The organism is Lysinibacillus sp. FW301-JW8 (genome assembly GCF_058788755.1).
In genome coordinates, this window is sequence record NZ_JBYTBB010000081.1 from 1 (window position 1) to 21,945 (window position 21,945).

18 protein-coding genes and 1 pseudogene are annotated in these 21,945 nt (G+C 36.5%); 6 read left to right on the forward strand and 13 right to left on the reverse strand.

Features of this window, described 5'->3' with window-relative positions; all coding sequences use genetic code 11:
• Positions 1-232: 232 nt before the first annotated feature.
• On the reverse strand, positions 233-1,042 hold the full coding sequence (locus AC3WOM_RS23430; protein ID WP_492448569.1) for a sulfurtransferase: 810 nt from the start codon (positions 1,040-1,042) through the stop codon (positions 233-235).
• A gap of 10 nt (positions 1,043-1,052) precedes the next feature.
• The gene (locus AC3WOM_RS23435; RefSeq protein WP_492448570.1) at positions 1,053-4,664 is read right to left on the reverse strand and encodes a dynamin family protein; all 3,612 of its coding nucleotides are present in this window, start codon (positions 4,662-4,664) and stop codon (positions 1,053-1,055) included.
• 459 nt (positions 4,665-5,123) lie between these two features.
• On the opposite strand from AC3WOM_RS23435, the gene AC3WOM_RS23440 reads away from it, so the two are divergent.
• Together AC3WOM_RS23440 and AC3WOM_RS23445 are read left to right on the forward strand one after the other, a co-directional pair.
• Positions 5,124-5,549, forward strand: a complete 426-nt coding sequence (locus AC3WOM_RS23440) for a DUF4183 domain-containing protein (protein ID WP_427545127.1) — start codon at positions 5,124-5,126, stop codon at positions 5,547-5,549.
• Positions 5,550-5,572: 23 nt separating this feature from the next.
• A complete protein-coding gene (locus AC3WOM_RS23445) occupies positions 5,573-5,893 on the forward strand; it encodes a DUF4183 domain-containing protein (RefSeq protein WP_492448572.1) in 321 nt (106 codons plus the stop codon).
• A gap of 62 nt (positions 5,894-5,955) precedes the next feature.
• Here the strand turns inward: AC3WOM_RS23445 and AC3WOM_RS23450 are convergent, their stop codons facing one another.
• The 11 genes and pseudogenes from AC3WOM_RS23450 to AC3WOM_RS23500 all read right to left on the reverse strand — a co-directional run.
• Positions 5,956-6,681 (reverse strand): 5-oxoprolinase subunit PxpA, encoded by a 726-nt coding sequence (locus AC3WOM_RS23450; RefSeq protein ID WP_492448573.1) that lies wholly within the window; start codon positions 6,679-6,681, stop codon positions 5,956-5,958.
• On the reverse strand, positions 6,672-7,541 hold the full coding sequence (locus AC3WOM_RS23455; RefSeq protein ID WP_492448574.1) for a 5-oxoprolinase subunit C family protein: 870 nt from the start codon (positions 7,539-7,541) through the stop codon (positions 6,672-6,674). Before AC3WOM_RS23455 ends, AC3WOM_RS23450 begins: the two co-directional genes overlap by 10 nt.
• A gap of 3 nt (positions 7,542-7,544) precedes the next feature.
• Entirely contained in the window at positions 7,545-8,240 is a 696-nt protein-coding gene (pxpB, locus tag AC3WOM_RS23460; protein ID WP_427545135.1) for a 5-oxoprolinase subunit PxpB, read from the reverse strand.
• Positions 8,224-8,838, reverse strand: a complete 615-nt coding sequence (locus AC3WOM_RS23465; RefSeq protein ID WP_427545137.1) for a pyroglutamyl-peptidase I — start codon at positions 8,836-8,838, stop codon at positions 8,224-8,226. The genes pxpB and AC3WOM_RS23465 overlap by 17 nt, the downstream gene beginning before the upstream one ends.
• Before the next feature lie 9 nt (positions 8,839-8,847).
• On the reverse strand, positions 8,848-11,670 hold the full coding sequence (locus tag AC3WOM_RS23470) for a M14 family metallopeptidase (protein WP_492448576.1): 2,823 nt from the start codon (positions 11,668-11,670) through the stop codon (positions 8,848-8,850).
• An 8-nt stretch (positions 11,671-11,678) separates the two neighbouring features.
• A complete protein-coding gene (locus AC3WOM_RS23475; RefSeq protein WP_427545141.1) occupies positions 11,679-12,581 on the reverse strand; it encodes an ABC transporter permease in 903 nt (300 codons plus the stop codon).
• Between the two features lie 4 nt (positions 12,582-12,585).
• Positions 12,586-13,515 carry a nickel ABC transporter permease gene (gene nikB / locus AC3WOM_RS23480; protein WP_427545143.1) on the reverse strand — a complete coding sequence of 310 codons (930 nt, stop codon included), beginning with the start codon at positions 13,513-13,515 and terminating at the stop codon, positions 12,586-12,588.
• Positions 13,516-13,580: 65 nt separating this feature from the next.
• Entirely contained in the window at positions 13,581-15,161 is a 1,581-nt protein-coding gene (locus AC3WOM_RS23485) for an ABC transporter substrate-binding protein (RefSeq protein WP_427545145.1), read from the reverse strand.
• A 30-nt stretch (positions 15,162-15,191) separates the two neighbouring features.
• Positions 15,192-15,983: an IclR family transcriptional regulator gene (locus AC3WOM_RS23490; protein WP_427545147.1), complete on the reverse strand. Its 792-nt coding sequence runs from the start codon at positions 15,981-15,983 to the stop codon at positions 15,192-15,194.
• Positions 15,980-16,957 carry an ABC transporter ATP-binding protein gene (locus tag AC3WOM_RS23495; RefSeq protein WP_492448579.1) on the reverse strand — a complete coding sequence of 326 codons (978 nt, stop codon included), beginning with the start codon at positions 16,955-16,957 and terminating at the stop codon, positions 15,980-15,982. Before AC3WOM_RS23495 ends, AC3WOM_RS23490 begins: the two co-directional genes overlap by 4 nt.
• A pseudogene (locus AC3WOM_RS23500) lies at positions 16,935-17,950 on the reverse strand (ABC transporter ATP-binding protein); the annotation flags it as partial. The gene AC3WOM_RS23495 and the pseudogene AC3WOM_RS23500, both read right to left, overlap by 23 nt.
• Positions 17,951-18,699: 749 nt before the next feature.
• Between AC3WOM_RS23500 and AC3WOM_RS23505 the strand changes: the two are divergent.
• The 4 genes from AC3WOM_RS23505 (at position 18,700) to AC3WOM_RS23520 (ending at position 21,792) form a co-directional block, all read left to right on the forward strand.
• Positions 18,700-19,158, forward strand: coding sequence for a chemotaxis protein CheX (locus tag AC3WOM_RS23505; RefSeq protein WP_427545151.1), 459 nt, complete (start codon positions 18,700-18,702; stop codon positions 19,156-19,158).
• Positions 19,159-19,505: 347 nt separating this feature from the next.
• Positions 19,506-19,628, forward strand: a complete 123-nt coding sequence (locus AC3WOM_RS23510; RefSeq protein WP_009370491.1) for a hypothetical protein — start codon at positions 19,506-19,508, stop codon at positions 19,626-19,628.
• A 24-nt stretch (positions 19,629-19,652) separates the two neighbouring features.
• Complete coding sequence (locus AC3WOM_RS23515; protein WP_492448580.1) at positions 19,653-20,144, forward strand: cupredoxin domain-containing protein; 492 nt, start codon at positions 19,653-19,655, stop codon at positions 20,142-20,144.
• A complete protein-coding gene (locus AC3WOM_RS23520) occupies positions 20,131-21,792 on the forward strand; it encodes a b(o/a)3-type cytochrome-c oxidase subunit 1 (protein ID WP_492448581.1) in 1,662 nt (553 codons plus the stop codon). The genes AC3WOM_RS23515 and AC3WOM_RS23520 overlap by 14 nt, the downstream gene beginning before the upstream one ends.
• Positions 21,793-21,945 lie beyond the last annotated feature (153 nt).

Genomic DNA, 21,945 nt, shown 5'->3' on the forward strand with positions numbered 1-21,945 from the left:
TTCACCGGTTGCGGTTGGTAAGTGCCATCTCTTAGTTTGATTTTAAGTGGCTCAAAATGTTTTCGCAGGTGAGATTTTAGTTCGTGAACTGTTATTCCATCTACGCCCGGAGCCCCTCCATTTTCTTTTACCTTTTTATAAGCTCTCCATAAATTGCCGTTGGTAACGATTGTGCGCATGCCGGGCACACACATAAAAAAACGCCCACCATCGTGAGCGTTTTTCCAATCATTTATTCGTTTGTACCCTTTTCAACCTCATATTGGGTAATCCAATCACTATAGCTACCAACATATAATTGAATATTTTCGTAGCCTTCATCGGCTAGGACAGCATATAAAGGCGATGCTGTCACGCCACTGCCACAATAGACCACAACATGTTCATCAGATGAAACCTTACTTCGTAGGGCATCATTAGCCTGTAATTGACCTTCTGATTTCAATTGCTCCCAGTCAAAATTTTTGGCAGTTGGTATATGTCCAGCTACTTTATCTAATGGCTCCACCTCTCCACGATAACGAGCTGCAGCACGAGCATCAAGTAAAGTTGCCTTTACTTCTCCATCAACAATCGCTTTTACCACTTCACGTGGAGCGTAGTGATCCTCCTGCCATTCAAACTCAATAGTAGTTGGTGGGTATTTAATGATATCCTTGGTGAAGGCTATCTTATTCTCAAGTACTGGTGCACCACCATTGGCAATGACTACATTTGGAAAACCAGCATATGTTAGCATCCACCATGCTCTTGTTGCAAATGGTGCAGCACCTTGATCATAAACAACAATCTGATCATCATAGCTTAAACCTAATCCTTGAAAAACTGCTGATAGCTTTTCTTTGTTTGGCATTGGATGACGACCATTATCCGACTCCATATCCGATAAATCCTGCTCTAGGTGAATATAAATAGCTCCTGGCGCATGCCCCTCATCGAATGCTTTTCTACCTGCTTCATTGTCCTGTAAATCAAAGCGGGCATCTACAAAACGAACACTGTCAAATTGAATTTCCTCTACTGATTTGAATACTTTTCCCATACGAATCACCTCATGCGTATTGTAATTGCGCGTAAATCGTTTTCCAAGAAGCTAAACGACTTTCTTCTTGAAGTACAAGTCTTTCTGTAGCAATTTGCTCAAGTGCCTGATGGTAAATATGCAGACGTAATCTTTCCGCTTCCTCAGCAATGTAGGAAATGGCCCATGTCATTAATGATACTTTCTGTGCATCCAGATAATTTTGAGCATCTGGCTTTGTTAAGGCCTCTAATGCCTCACTTAATTTTACCTTTTCATTTTTCTCAAAGAACGCTTTTGCATTACGGAAGTGCGTTTTTACGCTTGAATATTTTGCATTATCGGTAAATGGTCCCTCAAAATTAAGTAAATCTGGCTCAGCAGCTTCAAAGGCTAAAAACGAGAAGCTGCGATTTAGTTCTTTTAACTCACGTACTTCATCTTTAAAGCGTAATTGCATCTTCTTACTGATAAATTGTGATAATCGGAAATTCGTGACACGCATTTCTTGTGTAAAATCAAATCGTAGGCTTTGTAATACTTCCTTCAAAGCATGCTCCAATGCTTGCTGTGCTGGCATTGCTGCAAATGTTGATGGGTTATAGCCTTCCTTAAAGAACTCTGGATAACGATAGTATACGCGCTGTAGAACATAGTATAATAATTCATCTAGCTCTTGCTTCGTTTCACTTTCTGCCATACTTGTATTAAGCGTATTGAACTTGGATTTGATATGCTGTTCAAGTGTTGTTAACTCCTCTAAACGTTCATCCTTACGCTTTAAGTTTTCCTCTGTTTGAGAAATTAAATCACCCAAACGTTGCTCAGTTTTATCAACTTCCTCTGCAAGTGCCTGCACCGCTAATGCACTTAATTCATCATTTAAAAATGTATAGAAAGCTTCCTCGAATGGTGGCATACCAGATGTTAAATCAGCACTTTCGACTTTTTCCTTTAATGCCAACAAACTAGATACACCGTAAAGTCGAGGGAAGCGTATGCCAAAGCGTTGTAATTCTGAACGCACATAGCCCTTTACATCTTCCTGTTCTTCCTCTGTTGTTGCCAAATCAATGGCATTGACAATAAAGAACATCTTATCTAGCTCGAATGCATCCTTCACACGACCAAGCTGAATTAAAAATTCACGGTCTGCTTTTGCAAAGGCATGATTGTAATAAGTAATAAACAGGATTGCATCCGCATTACGGATATACTCAAATGCAACACCTGTATGTCGTGCGTTAATAGAGTCAGCTCCTGGCGTATCAACTAATGTTACACCCATGCGTGTCAGTGGACTATCATAATAGAAGTCAATATTGTCAACAAAGCAAGATTTGGTTTCTTGCGCAACAAATTTTTCAAACTCTTCTCGGTCAACACGTAAAACTTTGCCAAGCTCAGTTTTAAACGTTGGGAAGCCTTCTTTATATGCACGAATAAATGATTTATGGACATTTAAACGCTCATCAGAAAGCTGTACAGCAAGTCCTTCATCCGCACGGTTAAAGGCTTCTTCCAATGAGGAAACAGAAAGCCCAATCGCTGCATAGGAGCCTTTTATATCCTCTAGCATTTGATCTGCATTTTTTAACAGTACATCGGCTGTTTCATGTGGATGGTCTGGTGTTACAGGACGTATTTTATTGATAGCTGCTGTTGTAGGGTTTGGTGAAACTGGTAAAACCTTTGCACCCATAAGGGCATTGGAGAAAGAGGATTTTCCAGCACTAAATGCACCAAACAATGCGATTGTAAAATCTTTCTTTTGCAAACGATCTACCTTATTTTCTATATAACTCGCTACTTCCGCAAAGCCTTGAACCTCTTTAACGGCGTTCGCTGTATGCATAGCCCGTTTAATAACACCTTCAATAGGAAGGCTGGCTGCACTCACAGCCTGTTGCACCTCTTCTTGTTGAACAGCTTGCTCTTTTGGCTTCAGCATTGCTTCATCAAATAATCGAATTTCTGCTAAATCCTGCTTAAATGCGTTGTCCCAGTTTGTCAATTGTTGATTTGCTTGCTTACGAATTTCATTGCTCGCCTGATGCATAACACTTGCACTATATTGCTGGTAGCCTTCCATTTCAAGCACAGCCTGAATAGCATCTACCTTTGTCTGCATTCCTGCCATTTTTAATTTAGATGGAGCAGCTGTTTCTGTCGCTACTGTTTCTAATAATTTTGCTTGTGCATCCTTCCAATGATCCGTTTCTTGAATAAAGTAGCGCTTTGTTGCCTCCGCTACACGATTAGCAAAGTTTAATACAGCATCTCCTGTTAACAAAGCACCTACCTGCACCTGTTGTTCGATCAGTGAAAATGGCAGATCAAATACATACGTATCAATTGCTGAAGCACGCTCTTCATTTAGTGCTCCAACATCCTTTAAAACCTTTTTCATTAAGCCCTTTAAATGACCTGTGATTTGCGCATGTGCAACATTTTGATAGGCACTATAGGCATCTTCTTTACGACGGTTTCGTTCTTCTTCCGTTTTTTTCTTAGCCGTAAATAAGCCACCTACTTTAAAACCTTCCTGCTGGCTCTCTAAATACAGGCGTAATTTATCTCGTAAATCGGCAGGCATAATGGCTGCATTCACAAGCAGCTCCTTACGCTGCTCTTCAAATGTCTCGTTCCATGCCTCTACAGAAAACAACTCCACTTGACGATTTAGCTTATTGTATTGTTCTAAAATGTCCTTATGGTTCGCCCAGTCATCCGCACTTAATACGTCTTCATCAATATCTAAACGATCCTGTCTTTCTTCCATTAAATAAGTGTCATGCTCACTTTGCAATAAACGAAGTGTATTTGTTGCAGTTTGTACAAGCTGGTCCTGCCAATCATTCATGCTATCCATAACAATTTTCTTCACAGCTTCAAAATCATTATATGGGTGCTCTGGCTCTCTTAAAGAAGTGAAAAACACACCTTTAGGTACTACTCCCCAAGCGGCAAATGATTGATGAACAGTCGCTTTAAATTCCTCAAAGCTTAATTCATTCTCCTTATGCTTATCAATCATATTAACGATCAAATAAACATTTGGGTTGTACTTCATCAACTGCTTTGTAAATTGGAAATTTAATTCAGATTGCACGTGATTGTAGTCCATTGTATAAAATACGATATCAGCAATATGAAGAGCTGACTCTGTAGACATTCGGTGTGCATCATCTGTGGAGTCTACCCCCGGTGTATCCATCACTGTGACACCAAATGGTAATGTCGATGCACTGTGCCCAATTTCAATTTGCGACACAAGATCCCCATTTTTACTAAGTTCTTTAACAGTTTTAAAATCATAGCCTGCCTCAAACTTTACAGGCTTTTCATTATGCATATAGACAATCGCATAATCTTCCTCTGACTTATGGACCTTTACTATGTTAGCACTCGTTGGAATTGGACTAGATGCAAGTAAATTTTCACCAGAAAGTGCATTAATCATACTCGACTTTCCTGCAGAGAAGTGGCCTGCAAATCCAATAACATACTCTTTTTGCTGTAATTTTCGCGCAAAAAGTGATGTTTTATCCATACGCTCCGTATCGCCATTATGCTGATATATTATGTATTGTAACGCTGCTTGCTTTAACAGCCCCTCCAGTTGCTGATCAAAATCATTCATAAAACCAGTATCCCCTTTATCATTAATCAATTTCGCCTTGGCGCTTTCGCTACAGATAAACAATGCTGTCTAAATTTGAATCGTAAATCATGCCTTTCCAAGTTCACGACATCCGCCAGAGTCTTTATCTTCATTCAATGTTGTTCGGAATGAAGATAAATTATTCATAATTAGTATTCTACCTTATTCGACAAGCAAAGTATAACACTAATTTACTTTAAAAAGCATATATATCAAGGTTTCAGACGTAATATTCGTCAACACAGGCATGTTTAACCAACGATATAAAGCTTATTTCTAAAAAAACTATTAAATTAGGATGCTTAACTAAACCATTTAGAATTTATTTCATATTTTAAAGGTAATGAAATTATTACAAGCATGCTTCCATTTTTACTGTAGGCACTAAACAGAATAGTAGATGCAGGGGCATCAATAATTAAATGGAGTGATTAGAATATGAATAAAGGTAATTATCGGAAAAACAAACAAATATGTGAATGCGGCTGTGAAGATCGATTTGTATGGCCCCGGATAAAAGCTAGTACTGCGTCTTTCATTACTCCTCCAGTCATTATTCCTAGTGGAACGATTATTCCAATTGTGAATAGATATTTTTATATTGTTACAGCTGATATTAATTTGACAAATGGAGCTGCTTTAAACGCTGATCTGTTTTGGGAGGATAATGGAGACCAAGTAGCCGCATTTACAATTATTCATCCAAATGGGTACGTCAACCTTTATATTAATGGTGTAATGCAAGAGGGCGGGATTTATACCGTAACTCCAGCCTCCTTAAACCTAAAAGCTGAAAGTTCAACCATCTATAGAGGAACACCTATCATCATCGAATCGCTCGGTTTTATAAACCAAACGAACTAATCATTTGAAAGGAGGTGAACGACGTGGCGCTTTCCATTATTAATATCAATGTAAATGTATCAGGTACTTCCACAAGGTTTTTTAATATTTTAGCTACTACTTTAGCAATTGTAGATGGAACAACTATTGCTTCTACTTCCTTTTTAAATGATAACGGTAGTCCGGCAACTACTTTTCCAATTGTAACGAATGGATATTATAATTTATATATTAATGGTGTACTTCAGGAAGGTGATTCTTATACAGTTTCTGCAACAGAATTAACGTTTAATACTGTTACAGGCACTATTTCTGCTGGTACTCCAATTATTATCGAAGCTGTTGAATTAGTAACAACTATTTAATGCCCTTAACTAAAAATGGATGCTCTAAAAATATAGGTTTTTAGGGCATCCAGCTTTTCTATTTATTTGATATGATATTTTAACTCATAGATTTTTTTTGCATAGTCTAGTGCATGTGGACCATCACCATGTATACATAAAGTTTGTGCAGAAATGTTGATTTTCTTTCGCTGTACTGACATCACTTCATTCGACATCAAAATTCCTTTGACATGTTCAAGCATTTCAGCCTCTGTTTGAATTAATGCATTCTCTTCTCGTCTACTCACTAATGTACCATCAACATTGTAATTACGATCAGAAAAAACTTCCTCATAAACCTGTAATCCCTTTTCCTTTGCAACTTCTACCATCTTACTACCGGATAAGCAATATAAAATAAAAGCTGGATTTATATCATATACAGCATTGACGATTGCGGTCGCCTTTTCGATATTATTAGCACTTTGATTATAAAGCGCTCCATGTGGCTTCACATGATGAAGTAAACCCTTTTCAACTGAAACAAATGCTTGCAAAGCTCCAACTTGATAAACAACCATATCGTAGATTTCCTCGGCACTAAAATCCATATCTCGTCGACCAAAGCCCTCGAGATCAGGGTATCCTGGATGTGCACCAATTCGAACATTTTTACGGATAGCGTTTCTTACCGTCTGATGCATGATTGTATGATTGCCAGCATGGTAGCCACATGCGATATTAATGGACGTAACATAGTCTAAAATTGCTAGATCTTTTAAAGCATCATTACTTTCTCCCATATCACAATTAATATCTATGGACATACATCTTCCTCCATTAGTACAAATTTTATCGTATTAAACATGCGCATTTGGGCAACTTTATGTAAATCCTCCTCATGGATTGTAGCAATGATCGGATAACCACCTACAGTTTGAGCATCTGCCATTAAGATAATCGGCTCACCATTTTGCGGCACTTGAATTGTTCCAAACTGTGTGGCTTCTGAAAAGATATCTTTTATTTTTTTAAGCTGAAGTATAGTACCTTTTAAATAATAGCCCATTCGATTTCCACCCGAAAACTGAAAAGAAATCTGCAAGAATTGCTGTTGACTCTCTTCCGTAAATAGCTCAAAATGAGGGCCTTTAAAAATTCTTACAGTAATGTCGGATTCAAATACCGGTCGAAATGGTGCATATAGTCCTCTTGTAAAATGTAAAATTTCTGCGTTCTTTCCATACAATATACTACCTTCAATAATAGCATCACCTACAAGTGGAAAACATGAATTACTGCCTAGTATTGGCTCTGATTGAAATCCCCCTTTAGGTGTAAGATAAACAACAGATCCGTGACTCACACTTTTTATGGACAAGACATCTCCCCTGCTTAATTGAAAGGTTTTCCACATTTCGATTAGGACACCATTTACTAAACACCTGCATTTAGCTCCAGTCAAGACATAGATACCGTCATCAATAGCTTCAAATTCAAAACCGCCAATAAACATTTCAAATGAGGTTTGGTCTTTCTCATTATTTAAGATATATTGCGCTGCTTGAAAGGACACTTTATCCATAGGTCCAGATAGAGGAATGCCATACGCGCGATAGCCATATCTCCCTTGGTCTTGCAGGCTACCATGTACACCTTGCTTTTTTACTATAAGAAGTGGCTTCAATTGCTACACTCCTTTACCTTTTATTTCATAAAACTCCTGTTTAGATATTTCATAAAATTGTACTTGATCTCCAAGAGAAAAAATAAAAATTTCTTTCCCATGTACATTAAATAAATTGAGAGGCGTCTTCCCAATAATATTCCATCCACCAGGTGAATCAAGTGGATAAATCCCTGTCTGTAAACCTCCTATACCAACAGAACTCGCAGATACAGAGCTACGTGGCTTTCTTAAACGTGGCACAAACAATTCTTTGTCTAAATCCCCTAAATAAGGAAAGCCAGGTAAAAATCCAATCAAATATACACTATATGACTTAGACATGTGTATTTTTTTTATGTCCTCAAACGATAAACATGTGTAATCCATTACACGATCCATATCCAAAGCAAATTCCTCATCATAGCAAATTGGAATTTGCAACTGACGACTTGTTACTTCATCATCTTTAGTAGTAACTTGCATGAAAAGCCATTGCTCTTGTAAAAAATCAATATCTATCTTTTGCTTAACATAGGCTGTAACCGTATGATAGCTAGCGACACTTTCAATAAGGTTACGTTGTAGATGGTTTTTCAAAAATCGGTTGAATTGTTGGACTGCTTGAAAATTTTCTTGTGATATTTCCTCTTTAAACGCAAAACGAATTGTGTGTTGGCTAATCCACATAGTGTGAGGAAAATCAATTTTTCGCTGCACGAATTGTCTCCTCAATACAGAGCTTAATGCATGTTGTTAAATCCTGAATATTCCAACCCGGTATTTTTCCATGCTGGATTGCCAAATCAAAAGAGGCAGGAATATGGATGAATCCGGCTTTAACTTTTTCATTCTGCTTTGCATAAACTAGCCCTTCATACATAATATTATTGCATAGATAGGTACCGGCCGTATTTGAGATTTCTGCTGGGAAGCCCTCTTTTTGTAAACGATTCACCATATTGCGGATAGGTAAATTTGTAAGGTAAGCATCAGCGTCATTTTCATCAATACTTTCATCAACTGGTGTATATCCGTTATTATCTGGCTCACCATCTTTTACATTAATGGCAATTCGCTCAGGTGTAATTTTATAACGTCCGCCAGCTAATCCTAAAGAAATGATAATTTGTGGCTTTACTGCATCAATATACTGTTTCAATTGATTAGCAGATTGCTGAAAATCTACCGACAATATGCGTCCAACTATTTCGTAGCCATCCATCTCCTTGCCACTTAATGCTTCTACGATTTGCATGGTTGGATTAATTTTATAATCAAGAAATGGTTCAAATCCTGTTAATAGTATTTTTGTCATGTTATTCACCTAAATTTCTATAGGACGTTGCTTTATCGCCCATCCATTTTTATTTTGTTTATTCACTGGCGCAGATAATGTGGCTTGAATAATAGCTTGATTGAAAAGCTTATGAGCCTGAATACATGAATTTAATTCCTCATCATATACAATTTCATCTGCCACTTCAGAAATTATATCTAGTGCCACCCATTGAGGGTAACGCAAAATACTAACAGATGAATATGTTGGTGTTACTTCCATGCTTCTGTAAAAATTTATATTAGCCATTTCTTCAATCGGATATTTTTGTGGTTCCCATTTCGTACCGTATTTATAATATCGATCGCGCCAATAGGCATTATCCTGCGCAAAGGTTGTTCCTTCAAAAATAGCATTCACTTTTTCAGCTACATGCTCTAGATTTTTAGCCTGAATCTCCTTAGTCTCACTATCTGCATAACGACCAATTCCATATATCATTGCGCTTGGTAACGTGTAAGAAACAGGAAATATTGGAGGGCAAGCATATCCTGCAAAAGGTTGTACCCATTCTCGAGCAGGAATTCCATGATTGTCAATAACAACATCTGGCGCCCATTTTTTTAAAACAATTGGTAAAATATTAGCCTCACCAAATACACTTTTTTGAAATTTCACATGAGCAAATTCTAACCCTACTGCATTATATCTTGCAGCATGATGCTTCCATTTTGGATGCTCTTGTGTCAACATTTTCATTATCTCATAGCCATCTGGGTTTGCTAGAGGAATGATGATAAAATTAATTTTCTTTAATAGCTCTGGCTGTTGACGTATAACATCCTCCATTAGCTCTAATATAGCAGGAGTACTGGATACTTCATTTGGATGATGTCCTGCTTCAAAGATAATAGTATGCTTTTCATTCGATTTCTTTAATCCAGAAAAATATTTACTTGTAATTTGTTCTGTAACTTCAAAAAAAGGAATTAAATTTCCTTTATAGGATAAATCGGCATAATTTATCTTAACTTCAGGAAAACTTTTGTATCTACTCGATAATTGATAAGCGTCTTTTATTTTAAATTTTAATTGCTGCTTCACTGTGACAGCTTTATGCTTAGTTCCTAAATAAATATCTGCACTATCTAATTGACCATCTTCATCAAAGACTATTCGCTTAGTTACGCAGTCTGTGGATTCCTCTTCATGCCATTGATATACCCTTATACAACTAAAAATAGGTTTATAAATATCTTTCTGCATATGAATATAGGGAATAACGCCCCCAGGTGCCTTAAATGGTCGATTAACTATTTGGTTACCTAATGTAGCAAAGTAATCTAGGGTATTAAAATATACATCTTCATACAATGCCTCGAACGATGAGTTTGCTTCCTGTCTAACAGGTAGCTCCTCTTCAATTCCCGAAGAAGTAAAGTCAATTTCAATTCTGTCAAATAACGGAAATAGTTGTCCCTGGCTGACATTACTTTTATCAATTGATAATTTCTTCTTCATACGTGATAAATAGTCATTGATATAATATTTATAAAAACGTTCTCGATCAGACAACACAGTTTTTTCTTGAATAATATCCTCATCTTTAAATAGTCGATAGCCTGCTGTCGTTGGATATGTTTTTTTGTTGTTATCGACATAATCTAATTCGCTAATAAGTGGATTTAGTACAGCTACTAATAAATCATCTACATAAACGCTATAAACATGCTGTTGTGTAAATGAAATTTCAAATTGCACATTTTCTTTTGGTACCCCATACTGTAATTCGATTAATTCATCAATTGGATACAGTTCCATAATCCATCGATTCCGCTGTTCTAATCCTTTTATCTTAACGCCATCCTTGCAAATAATTTTCACCTGTGTAAAGGTACTTTGAATAGAGGGAAGAACTTCCTCCAAAATCCAGTATAATCCAGTTTTAAATGCAGAGCGCACTTTAACAGACTTTAAATCTGGAAATTTTTTAGACAAATCTAAACTATATCGATCTCGGTTGTCCTTTGATGCAGTCATATAAATTTCTGCATCTACTATTAGTTGTGTTTCATCTTGAAGTGCACTAATTATATACGAAGCTTCTGATTGGTCTTGCCATGACTCTTCATATAAAAGTTGCGCTTCATTGACTTGTTTTTCATTGAATTCCCAAATACCAAGTAAACCACCTTCAGAAAAATGTTTTTCTTTCGCAATCGAATGAAGAACGGTTGGTAGACTTTCTTTCGTTCCCAAAATATTAATTGTATTTCGATCAACAAGCTCCATCATATTTTCCGTTCCTTGCTTGATGGCAATCGATAAATGACGTTCATCCTGAGTCGCTACAGGAAATGAAGCTGAGGTAGAATATAAACCTAATCGTAGTCCAATATAACAAATTTCTTTTAACATGGCATGGCTCTTAATGTCTTGCTGTACATTAATTTGTACACTTAAATGCTGTAAGGGATGTGCCTCATCCTTTTCACCTGTACCATAGGCTGACCAAAGATGACTTAAGCTTTCATAATAGGTAAATGATGTTGTTTCATGACTATCCATGATTCCTTCACGGGCTAAATCACTTAGCAAGACTGATAATGTATCCTCTGTTTCATAATACACAATGAAAGTAGAATTCTTTTTCATCATGTATGTTGTATGATGCGGATAAAATATCATTGAATATTTCTGTTTGGCAGATTCAAATAAATCAAAATCAATTTCATTGGATTCTAAGCCTAATCGTACACAAAAATCAATTAACCCTAATGGTGCAAGATGTGTAGGTAAATCTATATATAAAGATGGTTTTTTTAATGGTTGATCCTTATTAAATAAACTAGAATATATAGTTGTATTCACATTATCACCTAAACTTTCATATTTGGATCTAAGCGGTCTCGTAGCCAATCTCCTAATAAGTTAAAGCCTAATACTGTTAACATAATCGCAATACCTGGGAATACAGAAATCCACCATGCAGTTGTCATATAATTTCGACTATCTGCTAACATCCCTCCCCAGGAAGGCACAGTAGGTTCAACACCTAAACCTAAAAATGTTAAAGATGCCTCTAACAAAATGAACTCTGCAATACACATTGTCGCTAATACTAAAATAGAGGACGCAACATTCGGTAAAATATGCTTAAGGATTATTTTAAAATGAGTCCCTCCAATAGCTTTGGCAGCTTGAATATATTCGTGCTCTTTTAATGCTAAAATTTCTCCACGGATTAATCTTGCAAAGCTAACCCAATAGGTAAGCCCTAGAATAATGATAATTTTCTCAATGCCTGTACCAAAAACACTCATAATCACGATAGCTAAAAGGATAAAAGGTAATCCTAATTGAACTTCAGCTAATCGCATAATTAAATCATCCATCCACTTGCCGAAATAACCTGATATAATTCCTAAAAATGTGCCAAGAACCATGGAGATAGCAACCCCACAAATACCAACTAAAAGTGAAATGCGTGCACCATAAATAATTCTACTTAACAAATCTCGACCTACTTGATCTCCTCCAAGTAAATATTGAGATTTCCCTGTGTCGTCTAACCACTTGGGCATATCTAGACGATGCCCTAAGCTTGCTGCCCCTGGATCATACGGAGCAATATACGGTGCAAAAATGGCACATAGCACAGAAGCTAATACTAAAATCAATCCAATTATTCCTGTGGGATTTTTTTTAATAAAGTTCAAAACCATTATTATTTTGCTCTTCTTTTTTGTAGTCACTGCCACTGTATCGATTGCCTGTGTCATTTAATTAGTCACCTCTCCCCGTTCTAATTTTTGGGTTAATTAACGAATAACATAAATCAACAATCAGATTGACCAAGATCATTAATAGCGCTAAAACAATAACTCCACCTTGTACGACCGGGTAGTCCCTCTGATTAATGGAGTCAACAATTAATCGGCCAATACCTGGCCATGAAAATACTTGCTCTACAATAACGGCGCCTCCTAACAGACCTCCAAACTGCAAACCAACAAATGTCACTGTAGGTAATAAAGCATTTCTAAATGCATGTCTTACGATTACAAGCCATTCTCTTATTCCCTTAGCTCTTGCAGTTGTCACATATTGCATTTTAAGTACCTCAAGCATTGATGTACGAATTAAACGTACTAAAATTCCAGATAAAATTAGACCTAATGCAATAGATGGCAAAATTAAAGAACTAAATCCATTAAATCCTGATACTGGAAGCCATTTTAGCTTTACAGCAAAAATTAAAATCAGCATAAACGCTAACCAGAAGTTAGGGAATGAAATGCCTAGTAATGAGAAAATACGACCAAAAACATCAACGGGCTTCCCTTTATAGACAGCCGATAGAATGCCTATTGGAACAGCAATTAACAATGCTACAGCCATACCACCTAAAGCAAGTACAATCGTTGGCCAAGCTCGTTCTAACAGTAAATCTAGAACTGGACTATTCGAGCGATAAGACGTACCAAAATCAAGCATGATTAGGTCTTTCATAAAAATAAAATATTGCTCCCAAATTGGTTTATCCAAGCCTAATTTAGCCGTTAGCTCATCAATCGCCTGCTGTGATGGTTCACCTGCACCAAACATAATACTTACGGGGTCTCCTGTTAAACGAATAGCGAAAAATATAATTAATGAAACAGCAATTATCACCAATACTGTATGCGATAAACGTCTCAAAATATAGGAAAGCATAATTCCATCCTCCTAACTTAAAATGAATGAGATAGTATGCAAGCATACTATCTCATAGTTACTACTTACTCGACAGTGACGCCTTCAAATCTAAAACGACCATCATGCGGAGGTTGGAAATTTTTCACTCTCTTATTTACTCCGTAAATTTCAACGTCTGAATATAAATTCACTTCTGTTGCATCTTCATGTAACACTTCTGTTAACTCTTTAAAGATTTTTAAACGTTCTGTTCCATCATTAGTTGCACGTTCCGCAGCTAATAATTTCTCAACCTTGTCATTTTTATAGGATGGGTTCCAGAACTCTCCCTCGTGATACATTAAATAAGCTGTATTATCGAAATCTAAAGTCCAGCCTCCCCAGCCATTCTTATACATATGCCCAGCTTCACCTTTTGGTATTAATTCAGATTGGAAAGTTGTATTTTCCACACTATTAATAGATACTTTCAAACCGACTTCTTCTAAATAGAAGGCTACTGCTTGAGCAATCTCTTTAAATATTCCATCTGTACCTGGGATATAGAACTCTAAAGTTGTTCCCTCAGCAACATTTGCTTCAGTAAGAAGTTTTTTTGCCTTTTCAGGATCATATGGATATGGTTGTAATTCTTTGTTATAACCAAAAGAAAGTTCACTTTGGAATGAGCTAATTAAGTTACCATAACCACTTAAAATTTCTTTCACAATCGTTTCCTTATCAATGGCATAGTTGATTGCTTGACGTACACGAACATCGTCTACAGGTGCTTTTGCTGTATCGAAGCGAATAGAGTATGCAGTAGGCGTTGATACATCCATTAAAGTAACAAAGTCTGTGCCTTCTGCTGTCGCAGCTTGAGAAACTTCTAAGCGTGTCATAATATCAATATTTCCTGTTTGTAATTCTGCTAAGGCTGTTGCTGTTTCTGGGATAACTTTAAATGTTACTTTATCAAGTTTAATTTCGTCTTTATTCCAGTAATCCTCATAACGCTCAACAACCACTTGTTTATCACGTTGATAATCTGTCATTTTGAATGGACCTGTACCTACTGGATTCTTATCAAAGTTCTCTGCCCCATTCTCTTCAATATATTTCGGTGGAACAATTACGGCACCATAACCTGATAATTTCGTTAATAATACTGGGTCTATTGTGTTAAGGTACATTGTCACTTCATATTCACCATTAACTTCAACGCGGTCAATCGATGTGTAGTTTGAATATTGTGGTCCTTTTTGACCCTCTTCACCTAGTAAACGATCAAATGTAAATTTAACAGCTTCTGCATTAAAAGGTTCTCCATTATGGAAAGTAACACCTTGACGTAATTTAAATACGATTGTTTTATCATCTACATATTCCCAAGATTCCGCTAACCCTGGTTGAATTTCTAAATCAAGTGAACGGCTTACTAAACCTTCAAATACTGATGTTGCAACTGTACTCCAAGCAATTAGGTATGTATCGATTGGATCCCAGTTTTGTGGATCACCTGGAACACGTATGACTAATTCATTGCCACGTGCAGTTGCTGAATTTTCTCCAGAAGCCTTTCCACTTTTTTTATTCTCTCCTTCTGATGATGTGCCGCCACTACATGCCGATAATAATAGCATCATACATACAAGTAGTAATGTTATCCATTTGTGTTTTTTCATTCTGTACATCCCCTTTGTTGTATTGTTATTTTATACGCCATAAGGATATGGCATTGAATAACCTAATTCAGTTGAGATTGAAGCCGCTGTACTCCATAGTCCTTCTAAAAATATATCTATTTTCTCTTTAGGTAATAGTGAGTCTATGCCTGCGATACTGATGGAATATTCTACTTCTCGATTACTATTAAAAATTGGTACTGCTATTGAGACTGTGCCTTCTTCTAATTCTGAAACACTGTAGGCATACCCATTATTTTTCCCGAATTCAATATATTCATAGATATCCTTGTCTGTAACAGGCGTGCCACTGGCATACTTTTTACGCGGTTTCTGCAACACATGTTTAATTTTTTCCTCTGATTGGAAAGATAAAATAATACGTGAACAAGCACCTGCATAGAGTGGTGCTCTTCTTCCCACACGTGTATACAATAGAACGGGTTTTAAGCTTTCAATTTTTTCAATGTAAAGACCATCAGTTTCATCTATCATTATTAGTTGAATTGCCAAATCGAATTTTTGCTGTAGCATTTTCATATATGGTATAGCGAGTGATCGAATTTCAATAGAATTGGAGGCAATGGCTCCTAATTCTATTAATTTATTTCCCAGTAAATAATGATCACTCAATACTAATTGACTACCACTTTGAACATAAGGTCGTTTTAATACACCTAAGTCTGTAAACGTCTTTAGAAATCTATGTAAAGTAGGCTTAGGAATATCTGTTTCATTGGCCAGTTCATCTAAACGCCATGAAGGTTTTTCTTCTGTAAATAACGTCAAAATATTAATCCCTTTTTCCAATGTTTTACTCATAATGATCGCTCCATTTTCTCTTCATAAAGCAAACAGGAAACATCATGCTTTGCACTAACACTTTTTAAAGTAGGAGTTGTTTCTTTACATATCTCCATACAATTTGGGCACCTTGTATGGAAGGTACAACCAGCAGGTGGATTTGCAGGATTTGGAACATCTCCTTTAAGCACGATACGTTCTTTTGCTTTTGAAGGGTGAGATTTTGGTAATGCCGATAGTAATGCTTTGGTATAGGGATGTTTAGGATTATTAAATAATTCATGCTTATCCGCTACTTCCACTATTTTTCCTAAATACATCACACCAATGCGGTCACAAAAATGATGGACTACACTCAAATCATGTGAAATGAAAATATATGTAAGATTCATTTCCTTTTTCAAATCTTTCATAATGTTTAATACCTGAGATTGAATAGACACATCAAGAGCAGAAACAGGCTCATCTGCTACAATAAGTTTAGGGTTTGTCACAAGTGCCCTCGCAATCCCAATACGTTGTCTTTGACCACCTGAAAACTCATGAGGGTAACGCTCTAGTTGTTTTGGTGTCAATCCCACTTGTGTAGCCACTTCATAAACACGCTGTTTTCTTTCTTCTTTTGTACCAATTTTAAAATTAACCAAAGGCTCCTCAATGATTTTAAAAACTTTCATTCGAGGATTAAGTGAAGCAAACGGGTCTTGGAAAATTATTTGCATATCACGGCGCTTTTGGCGCACCTTTTTGGGACTAAGGGTTGCAATATTTTCTCCATTCAGCAAGATCTCACCCTCTGTTGGTGTTAATAGCTGAATTAGTGTTTTTCCCATAGTAGACTTCCCACAACCTGATTCACCAACTATCCCAAGAACCTCACCTTCATTTACAGAGAATGAAACATCATCTACAGCTTTTAAATAATCCGCCCGTGATCCTTTTAATGGGAAATATTTCTTTAAGTGCTTTACTTCTAACAATGGACTGGTCATTTACATTCCCCCTTCTAATTCAATATACTCACTCTCATATAACCAGCATCTTACTTTTGTGCCACTATTAGTTTTAAATAAAGTTGGTTTATTTCTGCATTTATCCGTTGCAAACTCACATCGATCGAAAAATCTACACCCTGAGGGCATATCCGCTGGTGCTGGAACTACCCCATCGATTGATGGTAGATATTCTTGTTCTACCTCAATATCTGGTAATGAGTTTAAGAGTCCCTTCGTGTATGGATGGTGTGGATGATTAAACAAATTCAGAACTGTTGCCTCTTCAACTACTTCTCCAGCATACATAACAATCACTCGTTCACAAACCTCAGCTACAACCCCAAGATCATGGGTAATTAAAATAATAGACATTTGGAGATTCTCTTGAAGATCTTTCATCAACTCCAGAATTTGTGCCTGAATAGTCACATCCAATGCAGTAGTAGGCTCATCAGCAATTAATATTTCTGGTCCACAAGCTAATGCCATAGCAATCATAACTCGCTGACGCATTCCTCCTGACAATTGATGAGGATATTCATTAACTACTCTTTCTGGACGAGGAATTCCAACAAGTCGAAGCATGTCAACGGCACGTTCATGTGCTTCTTTTTTAGCAATATTTTCATGACTGAGAATCATTTCAACTATTTGTGAACCAACTTTATAAACTGGGTTCAATGAACTCATCGGTTCCTGAAAAATCATCGAAATTTTTTTCCCACGAATTTTTCGCCAATCTTTTTTTGATTTTTTGTTAATTTGCGCTTGATCTATGTATATATCCCCATTTTGCCAATCGACACCAGGAGGTAACAATCCCATCAGTGAAAGTGATGTCATACTTTTACCGCATCCTGATTCACCAACAATTCCCAAAGTCTTACCTTTTTCAAGTTGTAATGATATACCGTTGACAATAGCAATTTCTTTTTTATCTTGTTTAAAACCAATTTTTAAATCTTTTACTTCCAAAATATTCACACCCATTTTTGACCCCCGTTCCAAAATATGAAAAGCGATTTCATTTTTTAAAATGTTACAGAAAAATTTTCACAATTTCAATAGATTTCAGAAAAAAATAAATATTTATTTAAGTGAAATTATTCTACAAAAATAAAATAATCATCTCGTTTTTGTAACTTTTTCGTAAAATTAAATGCCAATTATTAAGGTAAAACTTAAAAAGGATGAATTATTTTTAGGGGCAGTTCATCTTCTACCTAACTTCTTATTCTCCCTGAACGTTGAAGCAATCGTATTTTAATTGGTCTTCGCTTTTGTATCAGATTCTGTATTAACTGTTTAAAAGGAATAAAAAATTTTCTGAATGTACAACAAAATATTTTATTAATAAATAAATTTTTTGCATAAAAAAAGAGTATGACTCAACAAACTACATTGAGGTCATACCCTACTCTTTTTAAAAATGAGCTAAACATATAGAGTTTTTACTATTTCAAATGTGCAGTCGCCTGTTTCATGACGTATTTTCCTACTCCAATATAGATTACCACTGCAGCTCCAATAAATACGAAAGTCATTGCTGACCGCTCCTTTAAATAAAATTTTTGAATTAAAAACATCGTTTTGAAAAGAAAAAAGTACTAATTGATTGAATTTGAAAATCATTCTCATTAATATAATATAAATTTCCCTTTAATTCGTCAAGACATACTTTCATCTTACCCTTTTAACATGGTAAGATGTAGAAAAGTCGGAAAAAGGATGCGGTAATGATGAGTAATTCGAAGTACTTTCAAACTATTTTAAACGGGACAATTTATGCTTTAAAATCGATTCTACCAATGGATATTGAAGTGAAAACGCCAAGTATTATTTCGGAACCTTTTCAACAGCAGCAAATGGGTGTATTAATTGGCTTAATTGGAGATATAAAGGGCCGTGTCATCATTGATTCCTCTCCTGAAATATTTAGTGGCATCGGTAATACGATGTTCGGAATGCCGCTTGAGGGAGAAATGTTAGAATCCTTCACAGGGGAATTTGGCAATATGATTGCAGGTAACCTATGTACAGCTGTAGGACAAGAAAGCTTAGAAATTGATATCACGCCTCCAACCGTAATGGTTGGGAACACAAAATTGTACGGATTTGAAAAAGCGTTTGTACTCCCTGTTGCAATTCCTAGCATTGGTGGACTAACAGTTCTATTAACAATTGAGGAAGAAGCGTAGAATTCGAGAATCTTCAACTGCTCCAAATGATATATCCTATGCAACTGTTTCGAGCATTTATGAATACGTTCTACGATTTGCCTTAGTGGTCTCTAAGGCTCACAAGAAACTCTAATTAGTAAAATTTCTTGAAAAGTAATTAATTTTGATAAAAATAACGCCAAATTCTATACGCCTGAAGCTATCTCAATGACTTTTGAGATAGCTTCTTTTTTATCCAAGCATATATTTCACACTTTTTTCACACAATCCTCCCCATTGTGTGATTTTTTTCACATCTAAAAAAGATTTATTTTTATATTATGGCAATAAGAAAGATCACTATAAAAAGCGGAGGAGGAACAGAAATGGCAAATAAAAAGAAATCCGACGAGAATTTGAAAGGTTCACTCTACGCAGTATTTGGAGTAGGCATCATTATTATCTTGCTTTGGGTGTACTGCTTCGATTTGTTCATCGGACGTTTTTAATCTACTAAGAAAGGACAGAGACATATGCACATACATAAGTATGAGAAGTATTGGCTTGTGTTCGGAGTTGCTACTTTAGTAGCATTCCTTATTATTCTCGGCATCGGTGCATTCCATCAAGGCTCACATCCGAACAATGGTAAGAAAACACTAGATTATGAGAAGGTAAAGGAATTTGCTCCTTTTGATAATCCAGGCGTTCATAAAGTGGAAGGTAAAGATTGGGATTATGAGGTTGTTGTTTTAGCTTCTGCATTTTATTACAATCCTCCGGTTATTGAAGTTCCACTTGGAGCAAAAGTTAAGTTTATTGCAACAAGTGAAGATGTCATGCACGGCTTTGAGGTTGCAGGTACAAATATTAACATAATGCTTGAGCCTGGTTACATTTCTGAATATGTAACTGTAGTAAATGAAGTAGGCGAGTTTTTAATTGTATGTAATGAGTATTGTGGTACTGGACATACGATGATGCACTCTATGCTAAAGGTGGTGGATCCAAATGAGTCTAAATAATAATTTGACAAAAGTGGATCGTCGTGATGCGAAACTAGCAATGGCACATATTTACGTGGCATTTATCGCATTGTTATTAGGTGGTCTTGCGGGATTATTACAGGTTTTCGTACGCTCTGGTCAATTTACATTGCCAGCGGGCATAGGCTATTATCAAATTTTAACTGTACATGGTGTATTACTTGGTCTTATTTTAACAACATTCTTTATCTATGGTTTCCAGATTGCTAGTGTTAGTCGTACATCAGGGACATTTTCAGCTAGTCAGCGACGATTAGGCTGGATTGGATTCTGGTTAATGACGATTGGCACAGCCGCTGCAGCTGCAATGGTTTTATTGAACAAAGCAACTGTTTTATATACATTTTATGCGCCATTGAAAGCTCATTGGATTTTCTATTTTGGTCTGACATTAGTCGTGGTTGGTTCTTGGGTTGGCGGCGCAGGTCAAATTTTACGATACGCACAATGGCGGAAAGAAAACAAAGGAAGCGGACAACGCAGCCCATTATTATCATTTATGGTTGTTGTAAATAATTTAATGTGGTTCGTAGCAACATTAGGTGTTGCAGCTTCTGTACTATTCCAGCTACTTCCATGGTCTTTAGGTTTTATCGAACGTGTGGATGTAGCATTATCACGTACATTATTCTGGTATTTCGGCCATGCCCTTGTATACTTCTGGTTATTACCAGCTTATATGATTTGGTATGTCATCCTTCCAAAAGTTATTGGTGGGAAAATTTTCTCAGATTCATTAGCACGACTTTCATTTATGTTATTTTTAATCTTCTCTGTACCAGTTGGGATCCATCACCAATTAACAGAGCCAGGTATTGATGGAACGTGGAAATTTATTCAAGTTGTTTTAACATTTGCGGTAATCGTACCATCCTTAATGACAGCCTTCTCTATGTTTGCCATGTTCGAATTACGTGGTCGTGAATTAGGTGGTAAAGGGCTTTTCGGTTGGTTTAAAAAATTACCATGGAAGGACGCTCGCTTCTTTGTACCATTTATCGGTATGGTGTCATTTATTCCTGGAGGCGCAGGTGGTATAGTAAATGCCTCCTACCAAATGAACCAGCTAATTCATAATACAATTTGGGTGACTGGGCATTTCCATTTAACGATTGCAACAGCCGTTGTTTTAACTTATTTTAGTGCTGCCTTTTGGTTAATACCGCATTTAACAGGTCGCACACTCACTAAATCATTAAATAACCTCAGTAATTTTGCAGGAATTTTATGGGCTGTTGGTATGACAATTATGTCTGGAGCAATGCATATTGCAGGTTTAATTGGGGCACCTCGTCGCTCAGATTACTCAGAATATGGAGGTGCTCAGCAAGCCTATGATTGGATTCCTTATCAAATTGCGCAGGCTGTGGGCGGAACTATTCTCTTTATCGCAATCTTAGTGATTATTTATATCGTAGTTAAATTAGCTTGGTTTGCACCTAAAGGTGAGGAAGAATTCCCTGTTGGTGATGTACATGAACAAAGTGGTCCAACACCAGCTATTTTAGAAAACTTTAAAGTATGGCTTGTTATTTTAGTCGCATTAATTTTATTTGCTTACACAGTTCCAATTATCGATATTATTTCGAATTCACCACCAGGCTCAAAAGGCTATCAGCTGTGGTAAGAAAAAGGCGATTTCTCGAATACAGAGAAATCGCTTTTCATAGTGTTGAAAAATTAAATAGTCAAGGGACTCTTTATAAATATTTAGTCAAAATGAAGGTGATTTCCGTTCCAGGCTACTCGCTTTGCCGCTGACGCTTCGCTTTCGCGCAGA

What these genes read in the sequence shown, in the direction of transcription:
- AC3WOM_RS23430 (WP_492448569.1), bottom strand. Translation starts at nt 1,042, where the DNA reads ATGGGAAAAGTATTCAAATCAGTAGAGGAAATTCAATTTGACAGTGTT.
- AC3WOM_RS23435 (WP_492448570.1), bottom strand. Translation starts at nt 4,664, where the DNA reads ATGAATGATTTTGATCAGCAACTGGAGGGGCTGTTAAAGCAAGCAGCG.
- AC3WOM_RS23440 (WP_427545127.1), top strand. Translation starts at nt 5,124, where the DNA reads ATGAATAAAGGTAATTATCGGAAAAACAAACAAATATGTGAATGCGGC.
- AC3WOM_RS23450 (WP_492448573.1), bottom strand. Translation starts at nt 6,681, where the DNA reads ATGTCCATAGATATTAATTGTGATATGGGAGAAAGTAATGATGCTTTA.
- AC3WOM_RS23465 (WP_427545137.1), bottom strand. Translation starts at nt 8,838, where the DNA reads ATGACAAAAATACTATTAACAGGATTTGAACCATTTCTTGATTATAAA.
- AC3WOM_RS23475 (WP_427545141.1), bottom strand. Translation starts at nt 12,581, where the DNA reads ATGACACAGGCAATCGATACAGTGGCAGTGACTACAAAAAAGAAGAGC.
- nikB (WP_427545143.1), bottom strand. Translation starts at nt 13,515, where the DNA reads ATGCTTTCCTATATTTTGAGACGTTTATCGCATACAGTATTGGTGATA.
- AC3WOM_RS23485 (WP_427545145.1), bottom strand. Translation starts at nt 15,161, where the DNA reads ATGAAAAAACACAAATGGATAACATTACTACTTGTATGTATGATGCTA.
- AC3WOM_RS23490 (WP_427545147.1), bottom strand. Translation starts at nt 15,983, where the DNA reads ATGAGTAAAACATTGGAAAAAGGGATTAATATTTTGACGTTATTTACA.
- AC3WOM_RS23495 (WP_492448579.1), bottom strand. Translation starts at nt 16,957, where the DNA reads ATGACCAGTCCATTGTTAGAAGTAAAGCACTTAAAGAAATATTTCCCA.
- AC3WOM_RS23505 (WP_427545151.1), top strand. Translation starts at nt 18,700, where the DNA reads ATGAGTAATTCGAAGTACTTTCAAACTATTTTAAACGGGACAATTTAT.
- AC3WOM_RS23510 (WP_009370491.1), top strand. Translation starts at nt 19,506, where the DNA reads ATGGCAAATAAAAAGAAATCCGACGAGAATTTGAAAGGTTCACTCTAC.
- AC3WOM_RS23515 (WP_492448580.1), top strand. Translation starts at nt 19,653, where the DNA reads ATGCACATACATAAGTATGAGAAGTATTGGCTTGTGTTCGGAGTTGCT.
- AC3WOM_RS23520 (WP_492448581.1), top strand. Translation starts at nt 20,131, where the DNA reads ATGAGTCTAAATAATAATTTGACAAAAGTGGATCGTCGTGATGCGAAA.